The organism is Streptomyces sp. EDA2-14, assembly GCF_054963755.1.
On record NZ_JBUEGE010000001.1, the window covers coordinates 382,561 to 404,842 of the forward strand.

Below are 22,282 nucleotides of genomic sequence, written 5' to 3' on the forward strand. Positions count from 1 at the left end.
CGGGAAGGGCTCGGGCCGCGCACGGACGTCCTGGCCGAGCGGGCCGGGTGGGGTACGGGAGGGGTTCCGGATGAGCAGCGACACGATGGTGACCGTGGTGGGGAACGTGGCGACGACGCCGGTGTTCCGGGAGCTGCCGACAGGGCCGGTCGCCCGGTTCCGGCTCGCGTCGCACGCGCGCCGCTTCGACCGGGTGCAGAACGCGTGGGTGGACGGGCACACAAATTTCTTCACGGTCTGGGCCTGGCGTGCGCTGGGGACCAACGTGCAGAGTTCGTTGGCGCTCGGCGAACCGGTCGTGGTGCAGGGCAGGTTGCGGGTGCGCGACGAGGAGCGGGGCGGGCAGCACTGGACGTCGGCCGACATCGAGGCGGTCGCGATCGGGCACGATCTGTCACGCGGCACCTCCGCGTTCCGCCGCTCGCAGCCGCCTCGGGCGGAGAGCGTGCCGCGGGGTGATTCTCCGTGGGACACGGCGAAGCCGGACGGGGCGAGTACGGGGGCCGGGGCCGGCGGCGCGGCTTGGCCGACCGAGGCGGCGTCGACGGCGGAGGAACAACCGGCGCAGGCCGAGCCGGACTTGGCGGAGCCGCAGCCGGTGGGGTGAGCGCGAACTGGTGACGTGACCGCAACTGATGATGAGGCCGCAACGGGTGTCGTGACGTGGCTGATCGGACGCGCGTGGCCCTTCGATGACGGCCGTGGCCGAACTGCGGCTTATCTGCCGTCGTGGGCAGGGGATTTGTCGATACGCCCAGTTCGGCAACGGTGTTGGCGATAACGATTGCGATTCGGATCGGTTGCCGGAAGGCGGCTCCGAGGATCACTGAAGATCATTTCCTTAGGATGCCGAGCGTGACTCCAGGGCTCGTTGCGGCCTCTGCGCACCAGGCGCGGCTGCGGGTCAGGAGAGCAAGGGCCAGCCGATTGACCGAGGTTGGCGTTGATTCTGCCGGCGGGACACCACCCCCCATGTGACCATCCGTCCCGCCTGAAGGGGAATTACGTGTTTTCTGTGTGCTCACGGACCGCACGGCGAGGACGAGGCGCAGCCCGTCTCGCCGCGGCGGCCCTGATGTCGGGACTCATGGCGACCGGGGCGATATCCGGCGCGGGCGTCGCGCACGCCGACGACGGTGCCACGGAGCAGAGAGGTGCGAGCGCCACTCTGGCCGGACTGGAGACGTACGACTCGGCCGTGATCCACGAGGGCGGGAAGGACGAGACGGTGTCGGCGGGCCTGTTCCGGATGGCCGTCGAGGGCGGTGGGACGCTCCAGACGTACTGCGTCGACATCCACAACCCGACGCAGCCGGACGCCAAGTACCAGGAGACGGCCTGGTCCGGCACGTCGCTGCACGACAACGCGAACGCGGGCCGCATCCGCTGGATCCTGCAGAACTCGTACCCGCAGGTCAACGACCTCGCCGCGCTCGCCCGCAAGGCGCACGTGGGGAGCCTCACCGAGAAGGAGGCCGCCGCCGGCACCCAGGTCGCGATCTGGCGCTACTCGGACAAGGTCGACGTGGACGCGGTCAGCCCCGCCGCCGAGAAGCTCGCCGACTATCTGCAGCGCGGCGCGCGTGACCTCGCGGAGCCGCAGGCCTCGCTGACCCTGACGCCGCAGGCTGTCTCCAAGCGGCTTGACAGCACGGACTCTCCTGCCGGAGCGGACGCGGACGCGGGTGCCGATGCGGATGCGGATGCGGATCGGGGTGCGGGGGCTCCGGGATCGGAGTCTCGGGGGCTGGTCGGCCCGGTCACGGTGCACACGAACGCCGAGAGCGTGTCGGTGCTGCCGCCCGCCCGGGCCGCCGCGGCCGGCGTCAAGATCGTCGACAAGGACGGCGCGCCCGTCACCACCGCGAAGAACGGCAGCCGGCTGTACTTCGACGTGCCGAAGCGGTCCAAGGCGGGTTCGGCGGAGCTGACCGTGCAGGCCTCGACGACGGTTCCGGTCGGCCGGGCCTTCGCCTCCGACAGCAGAAGCCAGACCCAGATCCTCGCGGGCTCCAGCGAGTCCACGGTCTCCGCGACCGCCACGGCTACCTGGGCGAGCGAGGGCGCCGTGCCCGCGCTGTCGGCGCGGGAGAACTGCGCCGAGAGCGGCGTGGAGATAACGGCCACCAACAGCGGGGACGCTCCGTACACCTTCACCCTCATGGGCAACCGGCACACGATCCAGCCCGGTGAGACGCGGACGGTGCCGATACCGCTCCAGGAGGACCAGGCGTACGACTTCACGATCGAGGGGCCGCACGGTTTCGAGAAGCGGATACGCGGTGTGCTCGACTGCGCGACGACCTCGGCGGCGGGCGCCGGTGCGGGCGACGGACTGACCACGCAGACGACGACGCAGCCGAGCCCGGCCTCCGTCGGCGGCACGGGCTCCGACAGCGGGGCGGACACGGACCTGGCCGAGACGGGCAGTTCGAGCGCGACGCCGATCATCGCGGGCATCGCCGTGCTGCTGGTCCTCATCGGTGGGGTGTCGGTGGTCCTGAGCCGCAAGAAGAAGTCGCCCGGCGAAGGCGAGTGACCGCGCCGGAGTCGGCTCGGCCGACCCCGGCCCACCCACCCCCACCCCCACCCCCACCCCCACCCCCACGCCCAGCTCGGATTGAGCGTGCCGCAACCCCCTGACCTGCGCTGTCATCTACATGTCAACGGGATGTGATCACCGGTGCCTAGCGTCAAGTGCGTTGGTTGCCCGGTACGTCCACAACCCGAGGGGGACATCGCACATGTCGAAGCACATGTCGAAGAAGAGCAGGCTGGCGGGGACTGTTCGAGCCGCTGCCGTGGCGGCGGTGCTGACCGCAGGCAGCGCGGTCGCGTTCGCGCCGGCGGCGCACGCGGACGGCGCGGAGCACTACTACATCGAGATCGGCGGCACCGGTCCCACGACGAACAAGGACGGCTGCCCCAACACCAATTCGTCGTACGACGCCGCGAACGACGCGTTCGGCCTCGGCGCCTCCGCGATCAAGGTGTGCTACCCGGCGTCCGCGGGCCCGCTCATCGGCCCGTCCGGCGGACTCGTCGAGCCTTCGGGGAAGGTCAACCCCGAGGCCCTCACCTCGCCGACCTACGACGCCAGCGTGCAGCTCGGCATCGAGCGGGGGCTGAAGGCGGCGCAGGACACGCACAACGCGCACCCCGACGCCCAGCTCACGATCACCGGCTACTCCCAGGGGGCGCAGGCGGCGGACGTGGTGCTCCAGAAGATCGCGAAGGGCGACACCGGTATTCCGCGCTCGCAGGTCGACGGCATGCTCTACGCCGACCCGATGCAGCCCGACACCGGTTTCGGGGCCAGTGTCCCGAAGGGGCTCGGCATCCCCGGCGTGGCCTCCGCGCCCGGCGCGGGCCCGGCGAACTTCGAGGGCATCCCGGTCAAGCGGTTCTGCATCGTCGGCGACCCGGTCTGCGACCTGCGGTCGATCACCAACGCGCCCCATTACTTCGACATCCATCCGCTGTATCCGGCGGTCGCCATCCCCAAGAACCTCACCCGCACCGGTGGGAACGGAGTCGAGTGGCTGAACCAGAACGGTGACCCCGTGTAGGTCGCATCGAGGGTCACGCGGTGCCGGTCCCTGATGACACGGGGGTGCAACAGGGGCCGGACACGGGGCGCCGGACACGGGGCCCTAGGCCCCGTCCTCCGGGGCCTCGCGCCCGTCGCCGAGGTCGTCCAGCACGCGGGAGATGCGCGCCCGGTTGGCTTCGGTGTCGGGGAGGGCGGTGCCGCGTTCGAAGAAGTCGCGGGACCCGGACAGATCCTCGGCCACGGCGTCGTGCCAGAGCAGCCGGTGCCGTATCGCGAGCTCCGGGGCGGTGCCGGTCGTCCCGTCCAGGACGGTGCGCGCACGGCGCCGGAGATCGGCGGCGGCCTCCAGGTTGCCCAGCTCGGCCTCGGCCGTGGACAGCCGGTCGAGGGCGGCGGCGTACAGGGGGACGTCGCCGAGACGTCTGGCCAGGCTCTCCGCCTTGCCGAGGGTGCCGACGGCCTCGGTGGGCCGCCCGAGATCGAGTTGGAGGCCGCCGAGGCGGAGCAGGGTCTTGCCGAGGAGCCGGGGGCTGCCCGCCTTCTCGGCCAGCGCGATCGCCTTCAGATAGCGGTCGTACGCCTTGTCGTGCTCGCCGAGCTGGTGGTGCATGTCCCCGGCGCGGGTCATGATCGAACCCGTCAGCCACTCGTCGTGCGTCAACTCACCTGCGAGCCGCAGCACTTCGCCGAAGTGGGTCATGGACTCGGCGACCCGCCCCTCCAGATTGGCGAAGGTCCCGAGGCCGGCCGAGGCCCTGGCCTGTTCGTGGCGGTCGTGGGCCCGGCGGCTGATGTCCAGGGCCTGGCCGAACCAGTCGCGGGCCTGCTCGTAGCGGCCCTGGACCCCGTACAGAATGCCGAGTCCCGTGCGGAGTGCGGAGTCCATGCGGCGGTCGGTGGCCCGGTCGAGCAGGGGGAGCAGCATGTCCAGCGCGGTGCGGCACTCGTGGAACCGGCCCTGTCTGGTGAGGTAGTCGACCAGGCCCTCGGCGATCCAGCACGCCTCGTCCACCCGGCCGACGGCCACTGCCTGACCGACGACGTCGACCAGTTCGCCGCCCGCCTCGTCCAGCCAGGCCGTCGCCTCCTCCCAGTCGGTGAAGGGGCCGATGCCCTGCGGTCCCGTCGGGGTGGACGACGTACCCCAGTCGCTGGCGCAGCGGGCGGCGGCGACGTACAGCCGGAAGACCCTCTCGCGTGCCGCCGAGGCTTCGTCGGGGGACGCGGCGGCGACGCGGCGGGCGTACACCGCGACCAGGTCGTGCAGGCGGTAGCGGTCGGCGGTCACCCGTTGCAGCAGGCTCGCGTCGGCGAGGTTCTCCAGGGCGCGCTCGGCGTCGGCGGGCGGCAGGTCGAGCAGCGCGGCGAGCGTCAGCCGGTCGAGGCGCACGGTGGGGGAGAGGCCCAGGACACGGAAGGCGTGCTGCTCGGCGGACGGGAGCTGGGCGTAGGAGATCCCGAACGCGGCCTCCACGCTGCGGTCCTCCACCGCGAGTTCGTCGAGGCGGCGCTCGTCGTCGGTCAGCCGGGCCGCGAGGGCTTCCACCGCCCAGGGCGGGCGGTCCTGTATGCGGGCGCCCACGATGCGCAGGGCGAGGGGGAGCCGTCCGCAGAGCGCGGCGAGTTCGCGTACGGCGGCGCGTTGGTGACCGGCCCCGGCGTCGGCCCCGGCGTCGGCCCCGGCGTCGGCCTCGGGGTCCTCTTCCTCGCCGCCGACGATCCGGGTCAGCAGCTCCGTCGCGTCGTCGATGCCGAGCGGGGACAGGGAGACCCGGCGGTCCACGTCGAGGCCGGTCAGGCGCCGACGGCTCGTGACCATCACCAGGGTGCCGCGACCGGCGGGCAGCAGGGGGCGCACCTGTTCGGCGCGGGCGGCGTCGTCGAGTACGAGGAGCAGCCGGAGGGAGGCGGTGGCCGCGCGCCACGACGCGGCCAGCTCGTCCAGGTCCTCGGAGTCCTGCCCCTCGCCGGCGCCCACCGCGCGGAGTAATCGGCGCAGGACGCGCTGCCGCCCCACGGCCTCGCGCCCCTCGCGGTGCCCGTGCAACTCCACGAACAGGCAGCCGTCCGGATACCGGCCGCGCAGGGCGCGCGCGGCGCGCACCACCAGCGCGGTCTTGCCCACGCCCGCCATGCCGTCGACGGCCCGGACGGTGACCTCCTGGTCGTCGGCGGGGGCGACGAGGAGCTGGTGCTGTCGCTCTCGGCCGGTGAAGTTGCTGATGTCGACGGGCAGTTCGTGCCGGGCCGGATGCGGGCGGGGTGAGCGGTCCGGCCGTGCTTCCTGTACCGGGGCTGGTGCCGGCGCCGGCGCGGGTACTGAAGCGGAGGGGACGGTCCCGTCGGGCGACGGCGACGGCGACGGCGATGGCGACGGTGACGGTGACGGCGATGGCGACGGCGGCGGGTACGGATCGTCGCCCCGCAGAACCGCCGCGTGCGTCCGGCGCAGTTCGGCGCCGGGCTCCACGCCCTGCTCGTCCACGAGACGGCGGCGCACGGTCGCGTAGACGTCGAGCGCGTCGGCCTGCCGGTTGGCGGCGTGCAGGGCGCGCATGAGCAGGGTGGCCAGCGCCTCGTTGTAGGGGTGGGCGGTGGTCAGGGAGAACAGCTCGCCGATGGCCTCCGAGTGCTGCCCGGCGCAGAGTTGGCAGTCCACCTTGTCCTGCACGGCCAGGAGCCGCTGCTCCACGAGCCGCAGCCGTTCCCCTTCCGCGAACGGTCCGGGGATCCCGGCCAGGGGCTCACCGCGGAACAGTTCCAGCGCGCGGGACCATACGTCCACCGCGGCCGCCCGGTCCCCGGCGTTCTTCGCCGCGTGCCCCTCGGCGACGGCCTCCTCCCACCGTGCGACATCCACGGACGCACGTCCCGGAACGAAGCGGTACCCACCGCGAACGGTCTCGATCACAGAAGCCACGGAATCCGTCGAGCCGTCGCCGGGGGCATCCAGCCGACGCCGTAACCGATGCACGTAGACGGGGATCACCCTGTTACCGGTGCCGGGCGGCTCCGTCCCCCACACCCCGTCGAGCAGCTGCTGCCGACTGACCGTCCGCCCCGGCCGCAGCAGCAGGGAGATCAGGAGCGCCTGCTCACGAACCGGCCCGAGCTCCACAGCGGCTTCGCCCCGCCACGCCTGGGGCGGACCGAGAAGAGCGAAACGAAGTTGCTGGTTCTGGTTCGCTTCCGTGGGCAACTCGCTCGGAATCGGCACGCGGCGAGGGTAACCGGGCGGCACTCACCCCCACCCCTTCCCTGCACGACCCCCACAAGACCTGCGCCCATCGCGTACGACGACGACACATCCGTCTGCCCGACGGGCGGCCCGCGGTCCCGGACGGGGCGCCACCGACAGTGACGTAGCCGCTACGGCAGGGCGTATCGAAAGCGCAGTTCAGGGCCCTCCGTCGATACGGGTTTCCGCCGAGCGGTGGCTGTACGGCAAGATGGGGTGTATCTGCCCTCACGCGGTGGAGCCGCAGCACGCGGGCCCCTTACTGCGATACACACTTCGACTGCCGGACGGTTTCTCTTGGCTGAGTTCATCTACACCATGCGCAAGGCGCGCAAGGCGCACGGCGACAAGGTGATCCTCGACGACGTCACCCTGAGCATGTACCCGGGGGCGAAGATCGGCGTTGTCGGCCCGAACGGTGCCGGTAAGTCGACCGTCCTGAAGATCATGGCGGGCCTTGAGCAGCCGTCGAACGGTGACGCCTTCCTTTCGCCCGGTTACAGCGTCGGCATCCTCATGCAGGAGCCGAAGCTCGACGAGTCCAAGACCGTTCTGGAGAACGTGCAGGACGGCGCCGCCGAGATCATGGGCAAGCTCAAGCGCTTCAATGAGGTCGCCGAGCTCATGGCCACCGATTACTCGGACGAGCTCATGGAGGAGATGGGCAAGCTTCAGGAGGACCTCGACCACGCCGACGCGTGGGACCTCGACGGTCAGCTGGAGCAGGCCATGGACGCCCTGGGCTGCCCGCCCGGCGACTGGGCCGTCACGAACCTCTCCGGTGGTGAGAAGCGTCGCGTCGCGCTCTGCAAGCTGCTGATCGAGGCGCCCGACCTGCTGCTCCTCGACGAGCCCACCAACCACCTCGACGCCGAGTCCGTGAACTGGCTGGAGCAGCACCTGGCCCAGTACAAGGGCACCGTTGTCGCGATCACTCACGACCGGTACTTCCTGGACAACGTCGCCGAGTGGATTCTCGAGCTCGACCGCGGGCGGGCCATCCCCTACGAGGGCAACTACTCGACCTACCTGCAGAAGAAGTCCGAGCGCCTCAAGGTCGAGGGCAAGAAGGACGAGAAGCGGCAGAAGCGGCTCAAGGAAGAGCTCGAGTGGGTGCGGTCCAACGCCAAGGGCCGTCAGACCAAGTCGAAGTCGCGTCTGGCCCGCTACGAGGAGATGGCCGCCGAGGCCGACAAGATGCGGAAGCTGGACTTCGAGGAGATCCAGATCCCGCCGGGCCCGCGCCTGGGCAACATCGTCGTCGAGGTCGAGCACCTCAGCAAGGCGTTCGGGGACAAGGTCCTCATCGACGACCTCTCCTTCACGCTGCCGCGCAACGGCATCGTCGGTGTCATCGGTCCCAACGGTGCCGGTAAGACCACCCTGTTCAAGATGCTTCAGGGCTTCGAGGAGCCGGACTCCGGCGCCATCAAGGTCGGCGACACCGTCAAGATCTCGTACGTCGACCAGAACCGCTCCAACATCGACCCGAAGAAGACCCTTTGGGCCGTGGTCTCCGACGAGCTCGACTACATCAACGTCGGCCAGGTCGAGATGCCGTCGCGTGCGTACGTGTCGGCGTTCGGGTTCAAGGGTCCCGACCAGCAGAAGCCGGCCGGTGTGCTCTCCGGTGGTGAGCGCAACCGCCTGAACCTCGCGCTCACCCTCAAGCAGGGCGGCAACCTGCTGCTCCTCGACGAACCGACCAACGACCTGGACGTCGAGACCCTCAGCAGCCTTGAGAACGCGCTTCTCGAGTTCCCGGGCTGCGCTGTGGTCGTGTCCCACGACCGGTGGTTCCTGGACCGGGTCGCCACGCACATCCTCGCGTACGAGGGTGAGTCCAAGTGGTTCTGGTTCGAGGGCAACTTCGAGTCCTACGAGAAGAACAAGATCGAGCGGCTCGGCGCGGACGCCGCCCGTCCGCACCGCGCCACCTACAAGAAGCTGACCCGCGGCTGATGGCTCGCCACGTATACGCCTGCCCCCTGCGTTGGGCCGACATGGACGCGTACGGACACGTCAACAATGTCGTGTTCCTCCGGTACTTGGAGGAAGCCCGTATCGACTTCCTGTTCCGGCCCGACAAGGACTTCCAGCAGGGGTCCGTCGTGGCGCGCCATGAGATCGACTACAAGCGGCAGTTGGTCCACCGGCACCGTCCGGTGGACATCGAGCTGTGGGTGAGTGAGATAAAGGCCGCCTCGTTCACGTTGTCGTACGAGGTCAAGGACGAGGACGTGGTGTACGTGCGCGCCTCCACGGTCGTCGTGCCGTTCGACTTCGAGGCGCAGCGGCCGCGCCGGATCACCGCCGAGGAGCGGGAGTTCCTCGACGAGTACCGGGACGACGACGCGGACCGTGCGGAGGCGCTCGTCGCATGAGCGCGCCCGTGCTGTTCCTGGCCGACTCGGGGGAGGCGGCGGACCTCGCCGCCTTCCTCGGCCGGCTGCTGCACTACGACAAGGCGGCCGCCGTACGGCTGCGCGCGCAGGCCGGTGGCCAGGCGCTCGCGGTGTTCGGCCGGCCGCCTTCGTTCGAGGTGCTCGCCGTGCGTACGGCACGGCTGCTCAAGCCGTACGAGCACGGGATCGAGGACTCCCTCGACGTGACCGTGTCCGCGGGGGAGTTGCTGGACTCCATCCGTGACGAGGGCGAGACGGACACCACCGTCACCGTCCCCGCCGCCGTCACCGGTCCGCCCTGGGCCGGGGTGCTGCCGCCGCTCGGCGGCTGGGAGCGGGTGGCCGGGTTCCCGGACGCCGACGCGCTGCGTGGGCTCGTGAAGGCGGCCGTGGCCGAATTCCGGGCGCGTGTCGAGCAGTTGGCGCCCGAGGCGCGCACCCGCGGTGAACTCGACCGGATCGGTGGCGAGGTCTGGTCGCGGGAGATCGGCACGAGCGGGGCTCCGGTGCGGATCGTGCATGCCGCGGCCTCCCTCGGGTTCCTGCGCGGGTCCGAGGTCGACCTGCTGGCGGCCGGGGCGTGGGTGAGGCTGCGCACCGCGTACGGGTCCGTGGCGGTGCGGAGGGCGTCCGCCGGGTTGGGTGGGCTTTCCGTCAGTCCCGCCTGAGTCCCGTCCGAGCGTGCGCCCAGACGGGGTGCGGCCTCGGGGCTCCGCCCCGGACCCCGCTGCTCAATCGCCGCAGGGGCTGGAAAAGGGGCTTGACCGGATGCGTCAGCCCGCCGTGTTCACCATCGAGGCAGCCGCGTACGTCAGGTAGTTCCACAGCGTCCGCTCGTGCTCCTCGGAGAGGCTCAGTTCCTCCACCGCCACCCGCATGTGCTTCAGCCACGCGTCGTGCGCGGCACGGTCCACCTGGAACGGGGCGTGCCGCATCCGCAGGCGCGGGTGGCCGCGGTTGTCGCTGTACGTGCGGGGGCCGCCCCAGTACTGCATGAGGAACAGCGCGAGGCGCTCCTCGGCCGGGCCCAGGTCCTCCTCCGGGTACATGGGGCGCAGCAGCTCGTCCTGTGCGACGCCCTCGTAGAAGCGGTGCACGAGGCGGCGGAACGTCTCCTCGCCACCCACCTGCTCGTAGAACGTCTGCTCCTGAAGCGTGTCGCGCGGGATCTCAGTCACCCCTCCATGCTCTCAGACGCACCGGCCCAGGGCCCCGGTCCTAGGACCCCTCCGGCTCCGGAGCGGGGGTCGCCGTTTTCCGGTTGCCGCAGGACAGTGGACATATGGGCGCAGAGCACACCGGAGATCTTGAGCAGCTCGCCGTACGGGCGCGGGCCGGGCTCGTGCGCGAGATCGATCACAGTGGGGCCTGGGACGCGGATCCGGTGTGGCGGGAGGCGTTCGCCGCGGTGCCGCGCCACCTGTTCGTGCCGTACTACTTCGTCGGCGTGCCCGGCGGATACGAGCGGCTGTGGGGCGAGCACCCCGACCCGGAGCGGCGCGAGCGGTGGCTGCGCGGCGCCTACGCCGACGAGCCGCTGGCCACCCGGCTGCGCGACGGCGAGCTGGTCTCCTCCAGCAGCCAGCCGTCCCTGATGGCGCGGATGCTCGTGGGGCTGCGGGTGCGGGGCGGGGAGCGAGTCCTGGAGATCGGCGCGGGCACCGGGTACAACGCGGCGCTGCTTGCGTACCGGGTCGGTGCCGAGAACGTCACATCCGTCGACCTCGATCCCGAGATCACCGAATCCGCCCGCAGCCACCTCGCCGCGGCCGGCTGTCACCCGACCCTCGTCACGGGCGACGGGGCGCGCGGCTGCCCGCGGCGGGCACCGTACGACCGGATCATGGCGACGTGCGCGCTGCCCTCGGTGCCGCGGGCGTGGCTCGGCCAGTGCGCGGCCGGGGGCCGGATCCTCGCGCCGCTGTCGACCGGGATCGTGGCCCTCGACGTGCGCGACGCGGAGTACGCGCAAGGGCGCTTCCTGCACACGCCCGCGTACTTCATGGCGTTGCGCGGCGGCGCGGGCCCGGCGCCTGAGGCGTGGATCGGGGGCCTGCCCCACCCGGTGCTGCGGGAGGAGTCGTTCCGGTTCCTGCTGACGCTGACGTCGGGGCGCCTGGACGCGCGCGAGGTGCTCTCGCTGTGGGAGCGCGAGGGGCGGCCCGAGCGCGAACGGTTCGGGGTGACCGTGCGCGGCGAGCGCCAGTGGGCCTGGCTGGACGATCCGGACGGACCCCACACATGGCAGTTGCCGGACACCCCGTAGGGCGCCCGGCAACTTCCTGCTGCTCCGTGTGCTCAGCCGCGCCGGATCGTGATCGTCGTCCACGCTCCGACGTGCACCCGGTCACCGTCCTGCAGCGGCACCGGGACGAACGGCTGGATCGGTTCGTCACCGCCGTTGACCGTCGTGCCGTTCGTCGAGTTCTGGTCGACGACGGCCCACGTGCCGTCCGGCTGCTGCACGAGCACCGCGTGCTGGTGCGAGACGCCCGGGTCCTCCGGCGGCACCGACAGGTCGATGTCGGGCGACTCCCCGGTGGAGTGCCGGCGCCGGCCGATCGACAGCTGGTTCCCGGTGAGCTGACGCTGCTGCTCCGGCGAGTACGCGGGCAGGTTGAGCCCCGAGGCCTCGGGGCCGCTGCGCTGCATCATCGCCATGAAGTAGTCGCGGTCCGGGCCGATCGTCGCCGACCACGTCACCGGCCCCTGCGGCTGCTGCGGAGGGTGCTGCTGGTACGGCGGCGGGGTCGTGGAAGGACCGGCCGACGGGTCCGACGGAGGCGGCAGCATCCAGTCGTCCCCGTTCGTGCCACCGGGACCACCCGGGCCGCCGGGGCCACCAGGGCCGCCGAACGACGGGTTGTGCGGCTGGGGCGGGCCCTGCGGGTCCTGGTGCTGGGGGAAACCGGGCGGCGGGGGCTGCATGGGCCCCGGCTGCACGGGCTGCGCCGGTCCGGGCGGCGGCGGGCCCTGCGGGTCCTGGTGCTGCGGGAAGCCGGGCGGTGGGCCCGGCTGCGCGGGCGGGGCCGGGGCCGGAGCCTGCTGCTGGAAGCCCTGCGGGGCGCCGCCGCCCGTCTCGTCGAAGGACGGCGGCGGCGGCGGGGCCTGACCCGACGGCTCGGTCCCGAACGGCGACGGCGGGATCGGCTCCGCGGGCCGGTTCATCTGCGAGGGCCGCGAGCCCTGGTACTCGTACGAGTCGGGTCCGGGCGGCTGCTGCTGGAAGCGCAGCGCCGGGTTCGGGCCCTGAGGGTCCTGGGGCTGCTGGGGCTGCTGGGGGAAGCCGGGCGCACCGGGGCCGCCCTGGCCGCCCGACGTGGGCAGCGGCGGGTTCGGAGCCGCGGGGGTGTACGACGTCGCCGTGTTCGTGAGGAAGTTCCAGCGGCACTCCTCGCAGAACGGGGCGCCGCCCTCACGCGGCGTACGGCACTGCGGGCACAGCTCGGGCGTCCCGGCCCCACCCTGGGGCGCCTGCGGCGCGGCCGGCTGCGGGGGATAGCCGTAGCCGGCGGCCGGGGGCGGCGGAGGGGGCGGGGGCACGGCACCGGCCATGCGGTGACCGCAGACCTCGCACCAGTCGTCGGAACCCGACTGGTGTCCGTTCGGGCAGGTCGGCATGTCGGCGCTTCCCCCTCTCCTTCAAGTGCAAGCCGGGCTTGCGGTAGTGCGTGGGTGGTTATTTCTTGACGCGAACCGTCTTGGTCGACCGGGTTTCGAGAGTCATCTCGTCGGCCTCCGCGACCTTCGTCTTCAATCGAACAGTACCTTCCGCGGCGTCCACCACGTCCACCACCTTCGAAAGCAGCTTGGCCGTATCGGCGTTCCCGGAAAGCGCCGCCAGCTGCACCGCGCGGCCCAGCTTCGCGGTCGCCCCATCCACATCACCCGATTTGCGGGCGTCAAGACCCTGCTGAATGACTTGTGCCAGTTCGGCCTGGCCCGTGTAGTGGGCAACCTGCGGGTTGATCGACGTAGAGGCTGCCATGTCGTCCGTCCACACCGCACGGACGAGACCCTGTGCCCCCGGCGCCACAGCCTGCGCCGAGCCGTCCGGCTGCGGGATCACCAGGGAGACGCGGGCGGCGAGCATCTCCTGGCCGAGCTCGGCGTCCGGGACGCGCACGCACACGTGGTAGTCGCGGGACTCGTCGCCCCAGGAGCCGGTCGGATAGTCGCCCGCCCGCGGACCCGCCTCCGTGCGGCGATCCGTCAACTCCTCGACCGTGGGCGCGACTTGCTTCACGAACTTGATCTCGGAGTCGAGCGGCGTCCACAGCCGCAGGCTCACGTCCGCGACCTCCTTGCCCATCGCCGTCTCCATCATCTGCGTGAAGTCCTCCGCGAGATGCGCCGGATCGGCAACGATGTCCGCGGTGCCGAGGAGGGCGGAGGCGACTCCTGTGACCTCCTTCACCTCCCAGTCCGTACCGACGCCACGGGCGTCACAGGTGAAGCGGCCCGCGCACGCGTCGAGCGTCGCCCGCAGATCCTCCGGCGACTCGTGCTCGTTGCGGCCGTCGGTGAGCAGGATGCCGTGCTTGATGGCGACGTCCGCCGAGTTCAGCAGGCGGTCGGCGAGGCGCAGCCAGGTGCCGATCGCGGTGCCGCCGCCCGCCGAGAGCTTGCGCAGCGCCTGCTTGGCCTGACCGCGGGTCGCCGGGTCCGCGACGGAGAGCCGGCCCCCGCCCGGATAGATCTCCTTGGCCACATGGGTGCCCCCGATCACCGCGAAGCGCACCCCGTCGCGCAGCGCGTCGATCGCGGCGGCCGAGGCCTCGCGCGCGCCCCGCATCTTGGTGGGCGGATAGTCCATCGAGCCCGAGCAGTCGACCATCAGCGCGACCGCGGCGTCCGTGCCCCCGCCCGCGACGCTGTAGAGATGGGGAGCGCTCACCGCGCCCCCCACGGTGCCTCCCCCGGTCGAGGTCACCGTGACGATCGCGTTGACCTCGCGGCCGCCCTCCGGCAGATATTCGTTCTGGTAGACCTCGACGCTGAACTGTGGAACGTGCGATTTCGAGAAATTGGCCATGGCGTCATGTCCCCCCTGAACAAGACCATTTGTGCGGCTTTCCCGCGCTACGCCGATCCTGCCCCCGTCTGCGGCACCGGGAACGGCAGCACCGCCACTGTTACGTTGTCGTGGCCCCCGCCGTCGAGGGCGTGGCCGACGAGCACCTGCGCGGCGTGCAGCGGGCGCTCGGCCGCGTCCGCGGGCAGCGCGCGGGCCATCTCGTCGGCGGACTCCGCGTAGTTCCACAGCCCGTCCGTGCAGACCACGACCACTCCGGGGCGGTCCGGCTTGAACGACGCGGTGTGCGGCTCCAGTTCGTACGCGTCCGCGCCGAGCCAGCCCGTGATCGCGTGCGCCCGCTCGTCCGCGTACGCCTCCGCCTCGCTCATCAGGCCCGCCGCGACCATCTGCGCGGCCCACGAGTCGTCCTCGGTGAGCCGGGCCGCGGGCGCCTCGCGGTCGTCGGGCACCCAGTAGGCGCGCGAGTCGCCGATCCAGCCGACGACGAGCAGCTCCTTGGTGACGATCGAGGCCACGAAGGTGCACGCCGGCGCGTTCTGGTTCGGCTTGTGCTCGCGGGCCGTCTCGGGCTCGTCCGCGAGCGCGTTGACCGACTCGGCCGCCGCGACGATCGACTCGTGCATGGCCTGCTGCGGGTGCGTGCCGCGCGGCAGCGCCTCGTGCAGCGCCTCGGTGGCGGCGCGGGACGCGGCGAGCGAGGCATCGTCGGGCCGGGTCGCCGAGGACACCCCGTCGCAGACCACGGCGACGACGGCCGCGGAGCCGTCGGGCAGCGCCGCCGAGGAGATCACGAAGGAGTCCTCGTTCCTGTGGTGGCGCAGGCCCCGGTCGCTGACGGCGGCGACCGCGCCCAACTCCTGCTCCATGTGGTCGCGTTCGCGCGGCTGCGCGTGCCCGCAGTTCTCGCAGTAGCCGTCCGGGTCGACGTGCCCGGAGCGGCACGCCACGCACAGCTTGGTGCCTGCCGCCGGCGTCGCCGCCTCCAGCTGCTCGGGCGTCGCGGTGCGCGGGTCGGGCGCGGCGAGCCGGAACGTATCGCCCTCCGCGTCGGCCGGCGGCCCGTCGAAGCGTACGGCGGCGGGCAGTTCGGAGCCGCCGGAGTCCGTGCCCTGCAGGTCCGTCGGCAGGTGCACCGGGGCCGGCTGGTCCGAACCGTCCAGATCGGGGGCCGCGGGCCAGTCGACGGAAGCGGTCTCTTCGGCGCCGTCCCGCCCGGCGTCCGGCGTGCCTGGCCGGGGCGCCGAGGAAAGGTCGTACCCGCATGCCCCGCAGAAGCGATCGGCCTCCTCCAGAGGCTCCTCGCAACTGGGACACACCGACATAGCGGCCGCCTTCTGCGTCTGCGACATCCTCACACCCACGTCCGGGGGCGGTAGCGGTTCGCCCGCTCCACCAGTTCGATCCTCTCCTCGCCGCGCTGAGCGAGCCTTGCCAGGGTCCGGTAGGAACGTTCGAGACCGAGGCGGAGGCCGCGCTCGTCCAGATCGCTGCCGAGCACCACCGTACGCACGGGGTCCTGAGCGGGACCGGAACCCTGCCTACCGGAGAGTACCCAGTCCAGGGCCGTGCCGAGCACCTCGGTGGACAACTGCTCGCGGCGCACCGCGTCGAGGCCGAACGAGTCCAGTGCCTCGACCTGCCCCGCGGCGGCCGTCAGGTCGTGCAGCAGCGGGTCCCCGTTCGCCCCCTGAGCCGTCCGGCCGCGCAGCCGTGCCCGCACCGAGGCGACCCGCGCCGCCGTGTAGTGGATCGACGACTCGGGCACCGACTCCAGGGTGTGCACCGCGCCGCCCCGGTCGCCGGAGGCGAGCTGCACGCGCGCGAGGCCGAACGCCGCGCTGACATAGCTCGGGTCGGTCGCCCACACCAGGCGGTAGTACTCCGCCGCGTTGTCGAGCTGGCCGAGCACCTCCGCGCACACGCCGAGCGCCAGCTTCGGCGCGGGCTCGCCGGGGAACGCGTCGTATATGGCGTCGAAGGACAGTGCCGCGTTCGTGTGGTCACCGGTCGCGAGCGCCGCGACGCCCCGGTACCAGACCACCCGCCAGTCGTCGGGATGGTCGGCCTCCAGAGCTGCCAACCCGCGCGCGGCCGAGTCCAGTTCGCCCATCTCCAGGCGGGCCCGCAGCTCCCGCAGGCGCAGTTCGAGGGAGTCGGCGGGCGCCGCGTGCAGCGCGGCGATCAGCTCGCCGGGCGCCGACGTCATGAGGCCCGCGAGGAACCCGGCGTTCGGATCCCCCGGATCGACGCGCGGCACCGGCAGCGCGAGCGCGGTGCCCTGCCCCTGCAGCGGTTTGACGAGCTCGTGCGAGGACGGCGGCAGCGCGGGCGCGACGGGCGGCGGCGGGGGCAGCGCGGCCACCGCCTTCCGTGAGCCCCGGCCGTTGCGGACGCGGACCGGGATCTGCCGCGCGCCGAGCGGCGACACCTCGCCCTCCAGCAGGGCGAACAGCTCCGTGTCCGTGACCTTCACCTCGGGCCCGAACAGCGTCGACAGGGCCGGCCTCGGCCGGTTCGTCTGCAGCGCGACGACCTCGCGCAGGACACCCGTCAACTGCTCGGCCATCTCCTGCGCCGAGGCGAAGCGGCGGGCCGGGTCCGGGTCGGTGGCGCGCACGAGGAGCCGGTAGAACGACTCGTAGGTGCGGAACACCTCGATGTTGTCGGGGTCGGGCAGGGAGTCCACGAACACGCTCGTGTACCCCTGGAAGTCGAAGGTCAGCAGGGCGAGCGTACGGGCCACGGTGTACAGGTCCGAGGCCACCGACGGGCCGAGCTCCGCGACCTCGGGCGCCTGGAAGCCGACCGTCCCGTAGATCGCGCTCTCGCCGTCGTCCATCCTGCGGACCGCGCCCATGTCGATGAGCTTGAGCTGGTCCTCGGTCTGGATCGCGTTGTCGACCTTGAAGTCGCAGTAGAGGAGATTGCGGCTGTGCAGATGGCCGAGCGCCTCAAGTGCCTCGATGCCGTACGCGCACGCCTGCTCCACCGGCAGCGGATCCCGCCTGCCCTCAGGAGTGCGCCGCTCGTTGGCGATCTCCTTGAGGGACTTGCCGCCCACGTACTCCATGACGATGTAGCCGTCCAGGGAGCCGGTGCGCTGGTCGAGATGCTCGACGAAGTTGTAGATGCGGACGATGTTGGAGTGCTCGATCTCCGCAAGGAAGCGGCGCTCCGAGATCGCGGCGGCCATCGCGTCCTGGTCGCCCGTGTCGAGCAGGCCCTTGAGGACCACCCAGCGGTCGGACACGGCGCGGTCCACGGCGAGATACACCCAGCCGAGCCCGCCGTGCGCCAGACAGCCCACCACCTCGTACTGACCGTGCACGACGTCGCCCGTCGCCAGCTTCGGGACGAACGAGTACGGGTGGCCGCACTTGGTGCAGAAGCCCTCCGTGCGGCCCGGCCGGTCGCCGCGCGAACGGCCCACCGGGGCGCCGCAGTCCGACCGCGAGCAGAACCGCTTGCGCTCCGGCACCTCCGGGTGCTCCTGCACCATCGCGCGCGGGTCGGGACGCGGCACGTCCGGCACATCGACGAGGCCGACGCCGAGCCGCGCCCGCCCCGAACCGCTACCGCCCGCCCCGGAGCTGCGCACCGACACCGAACGCGACGTCGAACTCCCCGAAAGGGAACGGGAGAGCCGCCCCGACACCGACCGGCGCGACTGCGAGGAACGCGAGGAGGACCGGGCCGAGGCCCGCGAGCTGGAGCGGGAACTCTGCGAACCGCGCTGCCCGTTCCGCTGGCCCGCGATGCCGGTCGGCGGCGACGCCACCATGCCGCTCGGCGACACGACGGGGGCGAGCCCGCACATGTCGCAGTACAGCTCTCCGCCGCCCATGTCCTCGTACGAACCGCCGCAGCCGGGCCGCTGGCAGGAGGACGCCGCGGCGGGCGCGGACGGGGGAGCGGCCTGCGGTGCCTGCGGGCGGGGGACGGGCCGGTGGGTGGGGGCGCTGCCTCCGTAGGCGCGGCCGGCCGGCTGCGGCTTCAGGCCGCACGTGTCGCAGTAAAGCTCCCCGCCCATGTCCTCGTACGAGCCCGTGCAACCCGCTCTGGTGCACTTCTGGTCCGCCACGCTCACGACTCCCCCCTGGTCGTTCTGTCGGCGGGTGCGGCCAGCGCGTCCGCCGCCGCTCTCTGATACCTCAGCACTGCCGCCTCCGCGGCCCGCAGATTGCAGGGCGCACTCCACAGCATGCGCCGCGCCGCGTCGTACCGCTCCACCAGGAACGGATCCTCCGCGAAACCGAGCCGCGCCACCTTCGCCTTGTACGCGTCCAGCCTGCCGCGCAGCTCCGCGCGGACCGCCAGCGGGGCCGTCACCGCCGTCAACGACTCGCGGGCCCGCAGCAGTTCGTCCTCCGCCTTCGTCTCCAGCGACTCCAGGAGCGGCGAGAGCCGGTTCCACTGGCCGTGCCTGCGGTACTCGGCCGCCGTCGCCAGCTGCTCCTGCAGCACCGTCGGCGGACCCGACACCGCGGGCACGTCCGAACCCGCGATCTTCGCGAGCACCTCGCCGCGCGCCGAGCGCGCCTCGGCGAGCGTGCGGTCCGCGCGCGACAGCACGTCCCGCAGCCGGCCGAGCCGCACCTCCGCGTCCTGCCGCACGGTCAGCACGGCCTCGATCTCCCGGCGTACGTCCTCCAGGGCGCGCGCCTCACGGTCGTACGCGGTGGTGTCGGGGCGGCCGCCGCCGGGCGCCGAACTCCCCGCCGCGTGCTGCCAGTACGCGAGCGGGTCCGACACCACTTCCTCGCGCAGCCGGGTCAGCGTCGCGGTGATCCGCTCCAGGTCGTCGCCCGCCGGGTGCTCACCGGGGCGCACCCCCACGGAGTGCGCGAGCTGCCGGGTGCGGGCCAGCTCGGCGGCGAGCAGGTCTATCCGGGCGGGCAGCGCCGACCACACCGCGTCGGCGGCCACCACCATGTCGAGCGACGACGCGTACAGCGTGTTCATCCGGTCGACCAGCGCCACCAGCGTGAACTGCTCGGACAGCTTCGCGGGTCCGGTGATCGACGGCGAGGCGCCGCCCGCGCCCTCCATCGCCGGCCCCGGCGCGATCGTGACGGACTCGCCGCGCAGCAGCTCCGTCAGCTCCACCAGATCGCCGCGGCTGGGCATCCTGCGCCGCGAGCGGATCTCCCGCGCCGTGCGCAGCGCGTCCGCGTACGCGTCGAAGTACGCCCACAGCAGCGTGATCTCCTGCTCGGCCGAGGCCCAGCGCTCCTGCGTCGTCCCGGTCAGCCGGGCGCCCTCCAGGAGTCTGCGCCCCGCGTGGTCCTGGAGGGCGAGCAAGGACGTCTCGATCGCTTCGTGCTCCGCGCCGAGCCGGGCCAGGGCACGGTCCACCTCGTCCCGGTCCAGTACTGGACCAGCGGGTCCCGCGACGCCCATCGATCACCTCTCGCTTCCGTCGTGTCCCTGCCGCGCTGCGTGTCACTTGTACTTCGGTGCGGGCGGTCCCGAGGAGGGGCCGAGCGCCGGCTTCAGCCAGTGGTCGTAGGACTTCTGCCAGCCGTCCGACTTGCGGTAGTCCACCAGCACCTGGTTGACCCGGCGGACCAGGTCGTCCGCGCCCTTCTTCATGGCGACGCCGTAGAACTCCTTGGTGTACGGCTCGCCCTTGAGCTCCACCGTCGGGTCCTGCGCCGCCTGGCTCGCCGCGAGCGCGCCGTCGGTGACCACCGCGTCGACCTCGCCGAGCTGCAGCCGCACCAGGCAGTCCAGCTGGTTCGGCACCGTTGTCGAGATGTCGGCGCTCTGCGGCAGACCGCCCTCGTCGACCGGCTTCTTCTTGCCGTCCTTCAGCGACTGCTCGGCCGTCGAACCCGCAGCCGTACAGATCCGCTTGCCCGCGAGCGAGGGCCCGTACCCCTTGATGTGCGAGGTCTTCGGGGCGAGCACCTGCTGACCGGTCTGGAAGTACCCGGTGGAGAACGCGACGTCCTCGAGGCGGTCGCAGCTTATGGTCATCGTGCGGACCACCATGTCGACGTCGCCGCGCTTGATCGCCGGGATGCGCTCATTGGTGGGGATGGCGCGGAACCGGACCGCGTCGCGGTCGCCGAGGATGTCGCCCGCGATCTCGTGCGCGAGATCGATGTCGAAGCCCTCCAGCTCGCTGCTCTTCGCCGTGCTGTTCGGATCGCGGTAGCCCCAGCGGTAGCTGTTCTGGTCGACGCCGACCGAGAGATAGCCGCGCTCCTTGATGGCCGCCACCGCGCTGCCGCTCTCGGTGCTCGACGGGCGCAGGCTCCGCTCGGGCTCCTTGCCCTGCACATCGGGGTCGCAGTCCGACGCCCGCACCTGCCGGCCGTCGGCGACACCGCCCGAGGCGTAGCTCGTCGTGCTGCCGTCGTCGCCCGAAGGGCGCGTCTGCGTCACCGGGAGCAGCAGCGCGAACACCGCCGTCAGGGCGCAGGCGACCGCCATGGCCGCCACGCCGCCCCAGCCGCGCAGAGTCACCTTCCGCGCGTTCCTTCGCTCAACCATCGCCGCACCCCCTCTCACCGGTACTCCGAAAGCCTGCGCCCGATACCGACCACCGCGCCGCTCGCGGCCAGCACCGCCAACACGGCGGCGCCCACGGGCAGTCCGGTCATCGCGTTGCGCCCCCCGCTCGCGTTGTCACTGAACTGACGCTGCTCGTGCACGAGGGCCGTGTCCAGATTCTTGTCCACCAGATCGAAGCACTCACCCGTCGGCTTGTCCTTCTTCGAACCGATGATCTTGTCGAGTGCGCCCTGGTAGTTGCCCGCGTCGTCCTGCTCGCGCGCTTCCCGGTGGCGGCCCAGCCACGCCTTCATGCTGGCGTTCGCCTTGGTCACGGGCGCGCGGCCGTCGTCGTCGCCCTCGCCGTCCGCGAGTGCGTACGCCGCCTTCAGCTTCCCCGCGAGCGCGGTCATCTCCTGCTGGAAGTCGACGTCGTACTTGTCCTTGGTCTCCCCGTTCACGGACACCGTCTCCGCGCCCCGGCTGACCAGTGTCAGGTTCTCGCTGCCCCGCGCCTTCAGGGACGCGATGCTCGCGTCGTGCAACACGTTCAGGGACCGTACGCCATGATCGTAGGAAGAACTCAGTCCGCTCCGGGCGACGGTGTGTCCGACGACGAGCCACAGCAGCACCACCGTCGACGCCGCCGTCGCGGCGAGCAGCCCCTGGTTGAACACCCGGTTCGTGAGGCGGTAGTTGCGCCGCTGCGTCCACGCGAGGGCGGCGAGTGCCAGCACCCCGAAGGCGATCGCGATCCACGGGTAGGGCGTCGCCGAGTCGTAGTCGTCCCGCAGCCGCTGGTTCTCCGTCTTGTAGAGGTCCTCGGCGGCCGGGAGCATCTCGGTCTGCATCTTCTCGTTCGCGTACCGCAGATACGCGCCGCCCAGCGGGTAGCCCTGCCGGTTGTTGGCCCGGGCCCGCTCGATGAGGCCCTTGTACTGCGGCAGCAGCTTGTTCAGCTCCGCGATCGTCTTCGCCGAACGGGTGCCGGGGTCGGTGCTGGTCGCCGCGGTCACCAGCTTGTCCGCCGCGGTCCTGATGTCCTTCTCGTACCGCTCGCGCGCCGCCACCGGTTCCTGGCCCCCCGCCAGGAAGCCGCTCGACGCCGCCGTGTTGGCGTCCGCGAGCGAGCGGTAGATGTCGGCGGCGTCGGCGCTCAGCGGCTGGCTGGAGTGCAGCACGTCGTCCGCGGCCGCCGCCCGGTCCGTCATCTGCCAGGCCGTCGTCGCGCCGAACGCCACGACGAGCAGGGCCAGTACGGCCCCGATGATGCGCAGCCGCCCCGGCTCGGTCGTGGCCCCCGCCTTCAGCCGGTCCACACCCTCCGCCCAGGCGGTACGCCGCCGGGGCGCGGGCGCGCCCGGCGCCCCGCCCCGCTGTGCCTGTGGTGGCACGCCCGGCATCGACGGCGGGTCGGCGGGGCGCTCCGGCGGCGCCACGCTCCCGTTCGACGGGTATGTCACTTCGACCCTCCCCCATGGTCGTACGTCGGTCGCAAGTATCGCTTGGGCGACTGACATCCGCACGGGCATTCACTGGATCTTGTGCGG

General features: G+C 71.9%; 16 protein-coding genes and 1 pseudogene. 7 read left to right on the forward strand and 10 right to left on the reverse strand.

Features of this window, described 5'->3' with window-relative positions:
* The first annotated feature begins 70 nt into the window (after positions 1 to 70).
* The 3 genes from ACY34M_RS01680 to ACY34M_RS01690 all read left to right on the forward strand — a co-directional run bounded on the left by ACY34M_RS01680 (position 71) and on the right by ACY34M_RS01690 (position 3,569).
* Positions 71 to 607, forward strand: a complete 537-nt coding sequence (locus ACY34M_RS01680) for a single-stranded DNA-binding protein (protein WP_462717216.1) — start codon at positions 71 to 73, stop codon at positions 605 to 607.
* 468 nt (positions 608 to 1,075) lie between these two features.
* On the forward strand, positions 1,076 to 2,539 hold the full coding sequence (locus ACY34M_RS01685) for a Cys-Gln thioester bond-forming surface protein (protein WP_462717217.1): 1,464 nt from the start codon (positions 1,076 to 1,078) through the stop codon (positions 2,537 to 2,539).
* A 205-nt stretch (positions 2,540 to 2,744) separates the two neighbouring features.
* Positions 2,745 to 3,569, forward strand: coding sequence for a cutinase family protein (locus ACY34M_RS01690; protein ID WP_462717218.1), 825 nt, complete (start codon positions 2,745 to 2,747; stop codon positions 3,567 to 3,569).
* Positions 3,570 to 3,653: 84 nt separating this feature from the next.
* Here the strand turns inward: ACY34M_RS01690 and ACY34M_RS01695 are convergent, their stop codons facing one another.
* Together ACY34M_RS01695 and ACY34M_RS01700 are read right to left on the reverse strand one after the other, a co-directional pair.
* Positions 3,654 to 6,413: a BTAD domain-containing putative transcriptional regulator gene (locus ACY34M_RS01695; protein ID WP_462717705.1), complete on the reverse strand. Its 2,760-nt coding sequence runs from the start codon at positions 6,411 to 6,413 to the stop codon at positions 3,654 to 3,656.
* Positions 6,414 to 6,443: 30 nt separating this feature from the next.
* Positions 6,444 to 6,794: pseudogene (locus ACY34M_RS01700) on the reverse strand (winged helix-turn-helix domain-containing protein); the annotation flags it as partial.
* 294 nt (positions 6,795 to 7,088) lie between these two features.
* Here ACY34M_RS01700 and ettA point away from each other — a divergent pair.
* The 3 genes from ettA to ACY34M_RS01715 are packed head-to-tail and all read left to right on the forward strand — an operon-like array spanning position 7,089 to position 9,864.
* Complete coding sequence (ettA, locus tag ACY34M_RS01705; RefSeq protein WP_462717219.1) at positions 7,089 to 8,753, forward strand: energy-dependent translational throttle protein EttA; 1,665 nt, start codon at positions 7,089 to 7,091, stop codon at positions 8,751 to 8,753.
* Positions 8,753 to 9,175: an acyl-CoA thioesterase gene (locus ACY34M_RS01710; RefSeq protein ID WP_462717220.1), complete on the forward strand. Its 423-nt coding sequence runs from the start codon at positions 8,753 to 8,755 to the stop codon at positions 9,173 to 9,175. The genes ettA and ACY34M_RS01710 overlap by 1 nt, the downstream gene beginning before the upstream one ends.
* Positions 9,172 to 9,864, forward strand: coding sequence for a hypothetical protein (locus ACY34M_RS01715; protein WP_462717221.1), 693 nt, complete (start codon positions 9,172 to 9,174; stop codon positions 9,862 to 9,864). The genes ACY34M_RS01710 and ACY34M_RS01715 overlap by 4 nt, the downstream gene beginning before the upstream one ends.
* Before the next feature lie 105 nt (positions 9,865 to 9,969).
* Here the strand turns inward: ACY34M_RS01715 and ACY34M_RS01720 are convergent, their stop codons facing one another.
* Complete coding sequence (locus tag ACY34M_RS01720; RefSeq protein ID WP_462717222.1) at positions 9,970 to 10,374, reverse strand: globin; 405 nt, start codon at positions 10,372 to 10,374, stop codon at positions 9,970 to 9,972.
* A gap of 104 nt (positions 10,375 to 10,478) precedes the next feature.
* Between ACY34M_RS01720 and ACY34M_RS01725 the strand changes: the two genes are divergently transcribed.
* Positions 10,479 to 11,462, forward strand: coding sequence for a methyltransferase domain-containing protein (locus ACY34M_RS01725; protein ID WP_462717223.1), 984 nt, complete (start codon positions 10,479 to 10,481; stop codon positions 11,460 to 11,462).
* Between the two features lie 32 nt (positions 11,463 to 11,494).
* Here the strand turns inward: ACY34M_RS01725 and ACY34M_RS01730 are convergent, their stop codons facing one another.
* The 7 genes from ACY34M_RS01730 to ACY34M_RS01760 form a co-directional block, all read right to left on the reverse strand.
* Positions 11,495 to 12,817, reverse strand: a complete 1,323-nt coding sequence (locus tag ACY34M_RS01730; RefSeq protein WP_462717224.1) for an FHA domain-containing protein — start codon at positions 12,815 to 12,817, stop codon at positions 11,495 to 11,497.
* A gap of 58 nt (positions 12,818 to 12,875) precedes the next feature.
* Positions 12,876 to 14,231, reverse strand: a complete 1,356-nt coding sequence (locus tag ACY34M_RS01735; protein WP_462717225.1) for a vWA domain-containing protein — start codon at positions 14,229 to 14,231, stop codon at positions 12,876 to 12,878.
* Between the two features lie 47 nt (positions 14,232 to 14,278).
* A complete protein-coding gene (locus tag ACY34M_RS01740; protein ID WP_462717226.1) occupies positions 14,279 to 15,583 on the reverse strand; it encodes a protein phosphatase 2C domain-containing protein in 1,305 nt (434 codons plus the stop codon).
* Positions 15,584 to 15,585: 2 nt separating this feature from the next.
* Positions 15,586 to 18,078 (reverse strand): serine/threonine-protein kinase, encoded by a 2,493-nt coding sequence (locus ACY34M_RS01745; protein WP_462717706.1) that lies wholly within the window; start codon positions 18,076 to 18,078, stop codon positions 15,586 to 15,588.
* 239 nt (positions 18,079 to 18,317) lie between these two features.
* Positions 18,318 to 19,634: a coiled-coil domain-containing protein gene (locus ACY34M_RS01750; RefSeq protein WP_462717227.1), complete on the reverse strand. Its 1,317-nt coding sequence runs from the start codon at positions 19,632 to 19,634 to the stop codon at positions 18,318 to 18,320.
* A 42-nt stretch (positions 19,635 to 19,676) separates the two neighbouring features.
* Positions 19,677 to 20,732: a glutamate ABC transporter substrate-binding protein gene (locus ACY34M_RS01755; RefSeq protein ID WP_462717228.1), complete on the reverse strand. Its 1,056-nt coding sequence runs from the start codon at positions 20,730 to 20,732 to the stop codon at positions 19,677 to 19,679.
* Positions 20,733 to 20,746: 14 nt separating this feature from the next.
* The gene (locus ACY34M_RS01760; protein WP_462717229.1) at positions 20,747 to 22,195 is read right to left on the reverse strand and encodes a hypothetical protein; all 1,449 of its coding nucleotides are present in this window, start codon (positions 22,193 to 22,195) and stop codon (positions 20,747 to 20,749) included.
* Between the last annotated feature and the right edge of the window lie 87 nt (positions 22,196 to 22,282).

Excerpts from the sequence above, each read along its gene's own strand:
- ACY34M_RS01735 (WP_462717225.1), bottom strand. The coding sequence starts at position 14,231 with ATGGCCAATTTCTCGAAATCGCACGTTCCACAGTTCAGCGTCGAGGTC.
- ACY34M_RS01685 (WP_462717217.1), top strand. The coding sequence starts at position 1,076 with ATGTCGGGACTCATGGCGACCGGGGCGATATCCGGCGCGGGCGTCGCG.
- ACY34M_RS01715 (WP_462717221.1), top strand. The coding sequence starts at position 9,172 with ATGAGCGCGCCCGTGCTGTTCCTGGCCGACTCGGGGGAGGCGGCGGAC.
- ACY34M_RS01680 (WP_462717216.1), top strand. The coding sequence starts at position 71 with ATGAGCAGCGACACGATGGTGACCGTGGTGGGGAACGTGGCGACGACG.
- ACY34M_RS01725 (WP_462717223.1), top strand. The coding sequence starts at position 10,479 with ATGGGCGCAGAGCACACCGGAGATCTTGAGCAGCTCGCCGTACGGGCG.
- ACY34M_RS01730 (WP_462717224.1), bottom strand. The coding sequence starts at position 12,817 with ATGCCGACCTGCCCGAACGGACACCAGTCGGGTTCCGACGACTGGTGC.
- ACY34M_RS01745 (WP_462717706.1), bottom strand. The coding sequence starts at position 18,078 with ATGGGCGGCGGAGAGCTGTACTGCGACATGTGCGGGCTCGCCCCCGTC.
- ACY34M_RS01690 (WP_462717218.1), top strand. The coding sequence starts at position 2,745 with ATGTCGAAGCACATGTCGAAGAAGAGCAGGCTGGCGGGGACTGTTCGA.
- ACY34M_RS01755 (WP_462717228.1), bottom strand. The coding sequence starts at position 20,732 with ATGGTTGAGCGAAGGAACGCGCGGAAGGTGACTCTGCGCGGCTGGGGC.
- ACY34M_RS01740 (WP_462717226.1), bottom strand. The coding sequence starts at position 15,583 with ATGTCGCAGACGCAGAAGGCGGCCGCTATGTCGGTGTGTCCCAGTTGC.
- ACY34M_RS01750 (WP_462717227.1), bottom strand. The coding sequence starts at position 19,634 with ATGGGCGTCGCGGGACCCGCTGGTCCAGTACTGGACCGGGACGAGGTG.
- ACY34M_RS01710 (WP_462717220.1), top strand. The coding sequence starts at position 8,753 with ATGGCTCGCCACGTATACGCCTGCCCCCTGCGTTGGGCCGACATGGAC.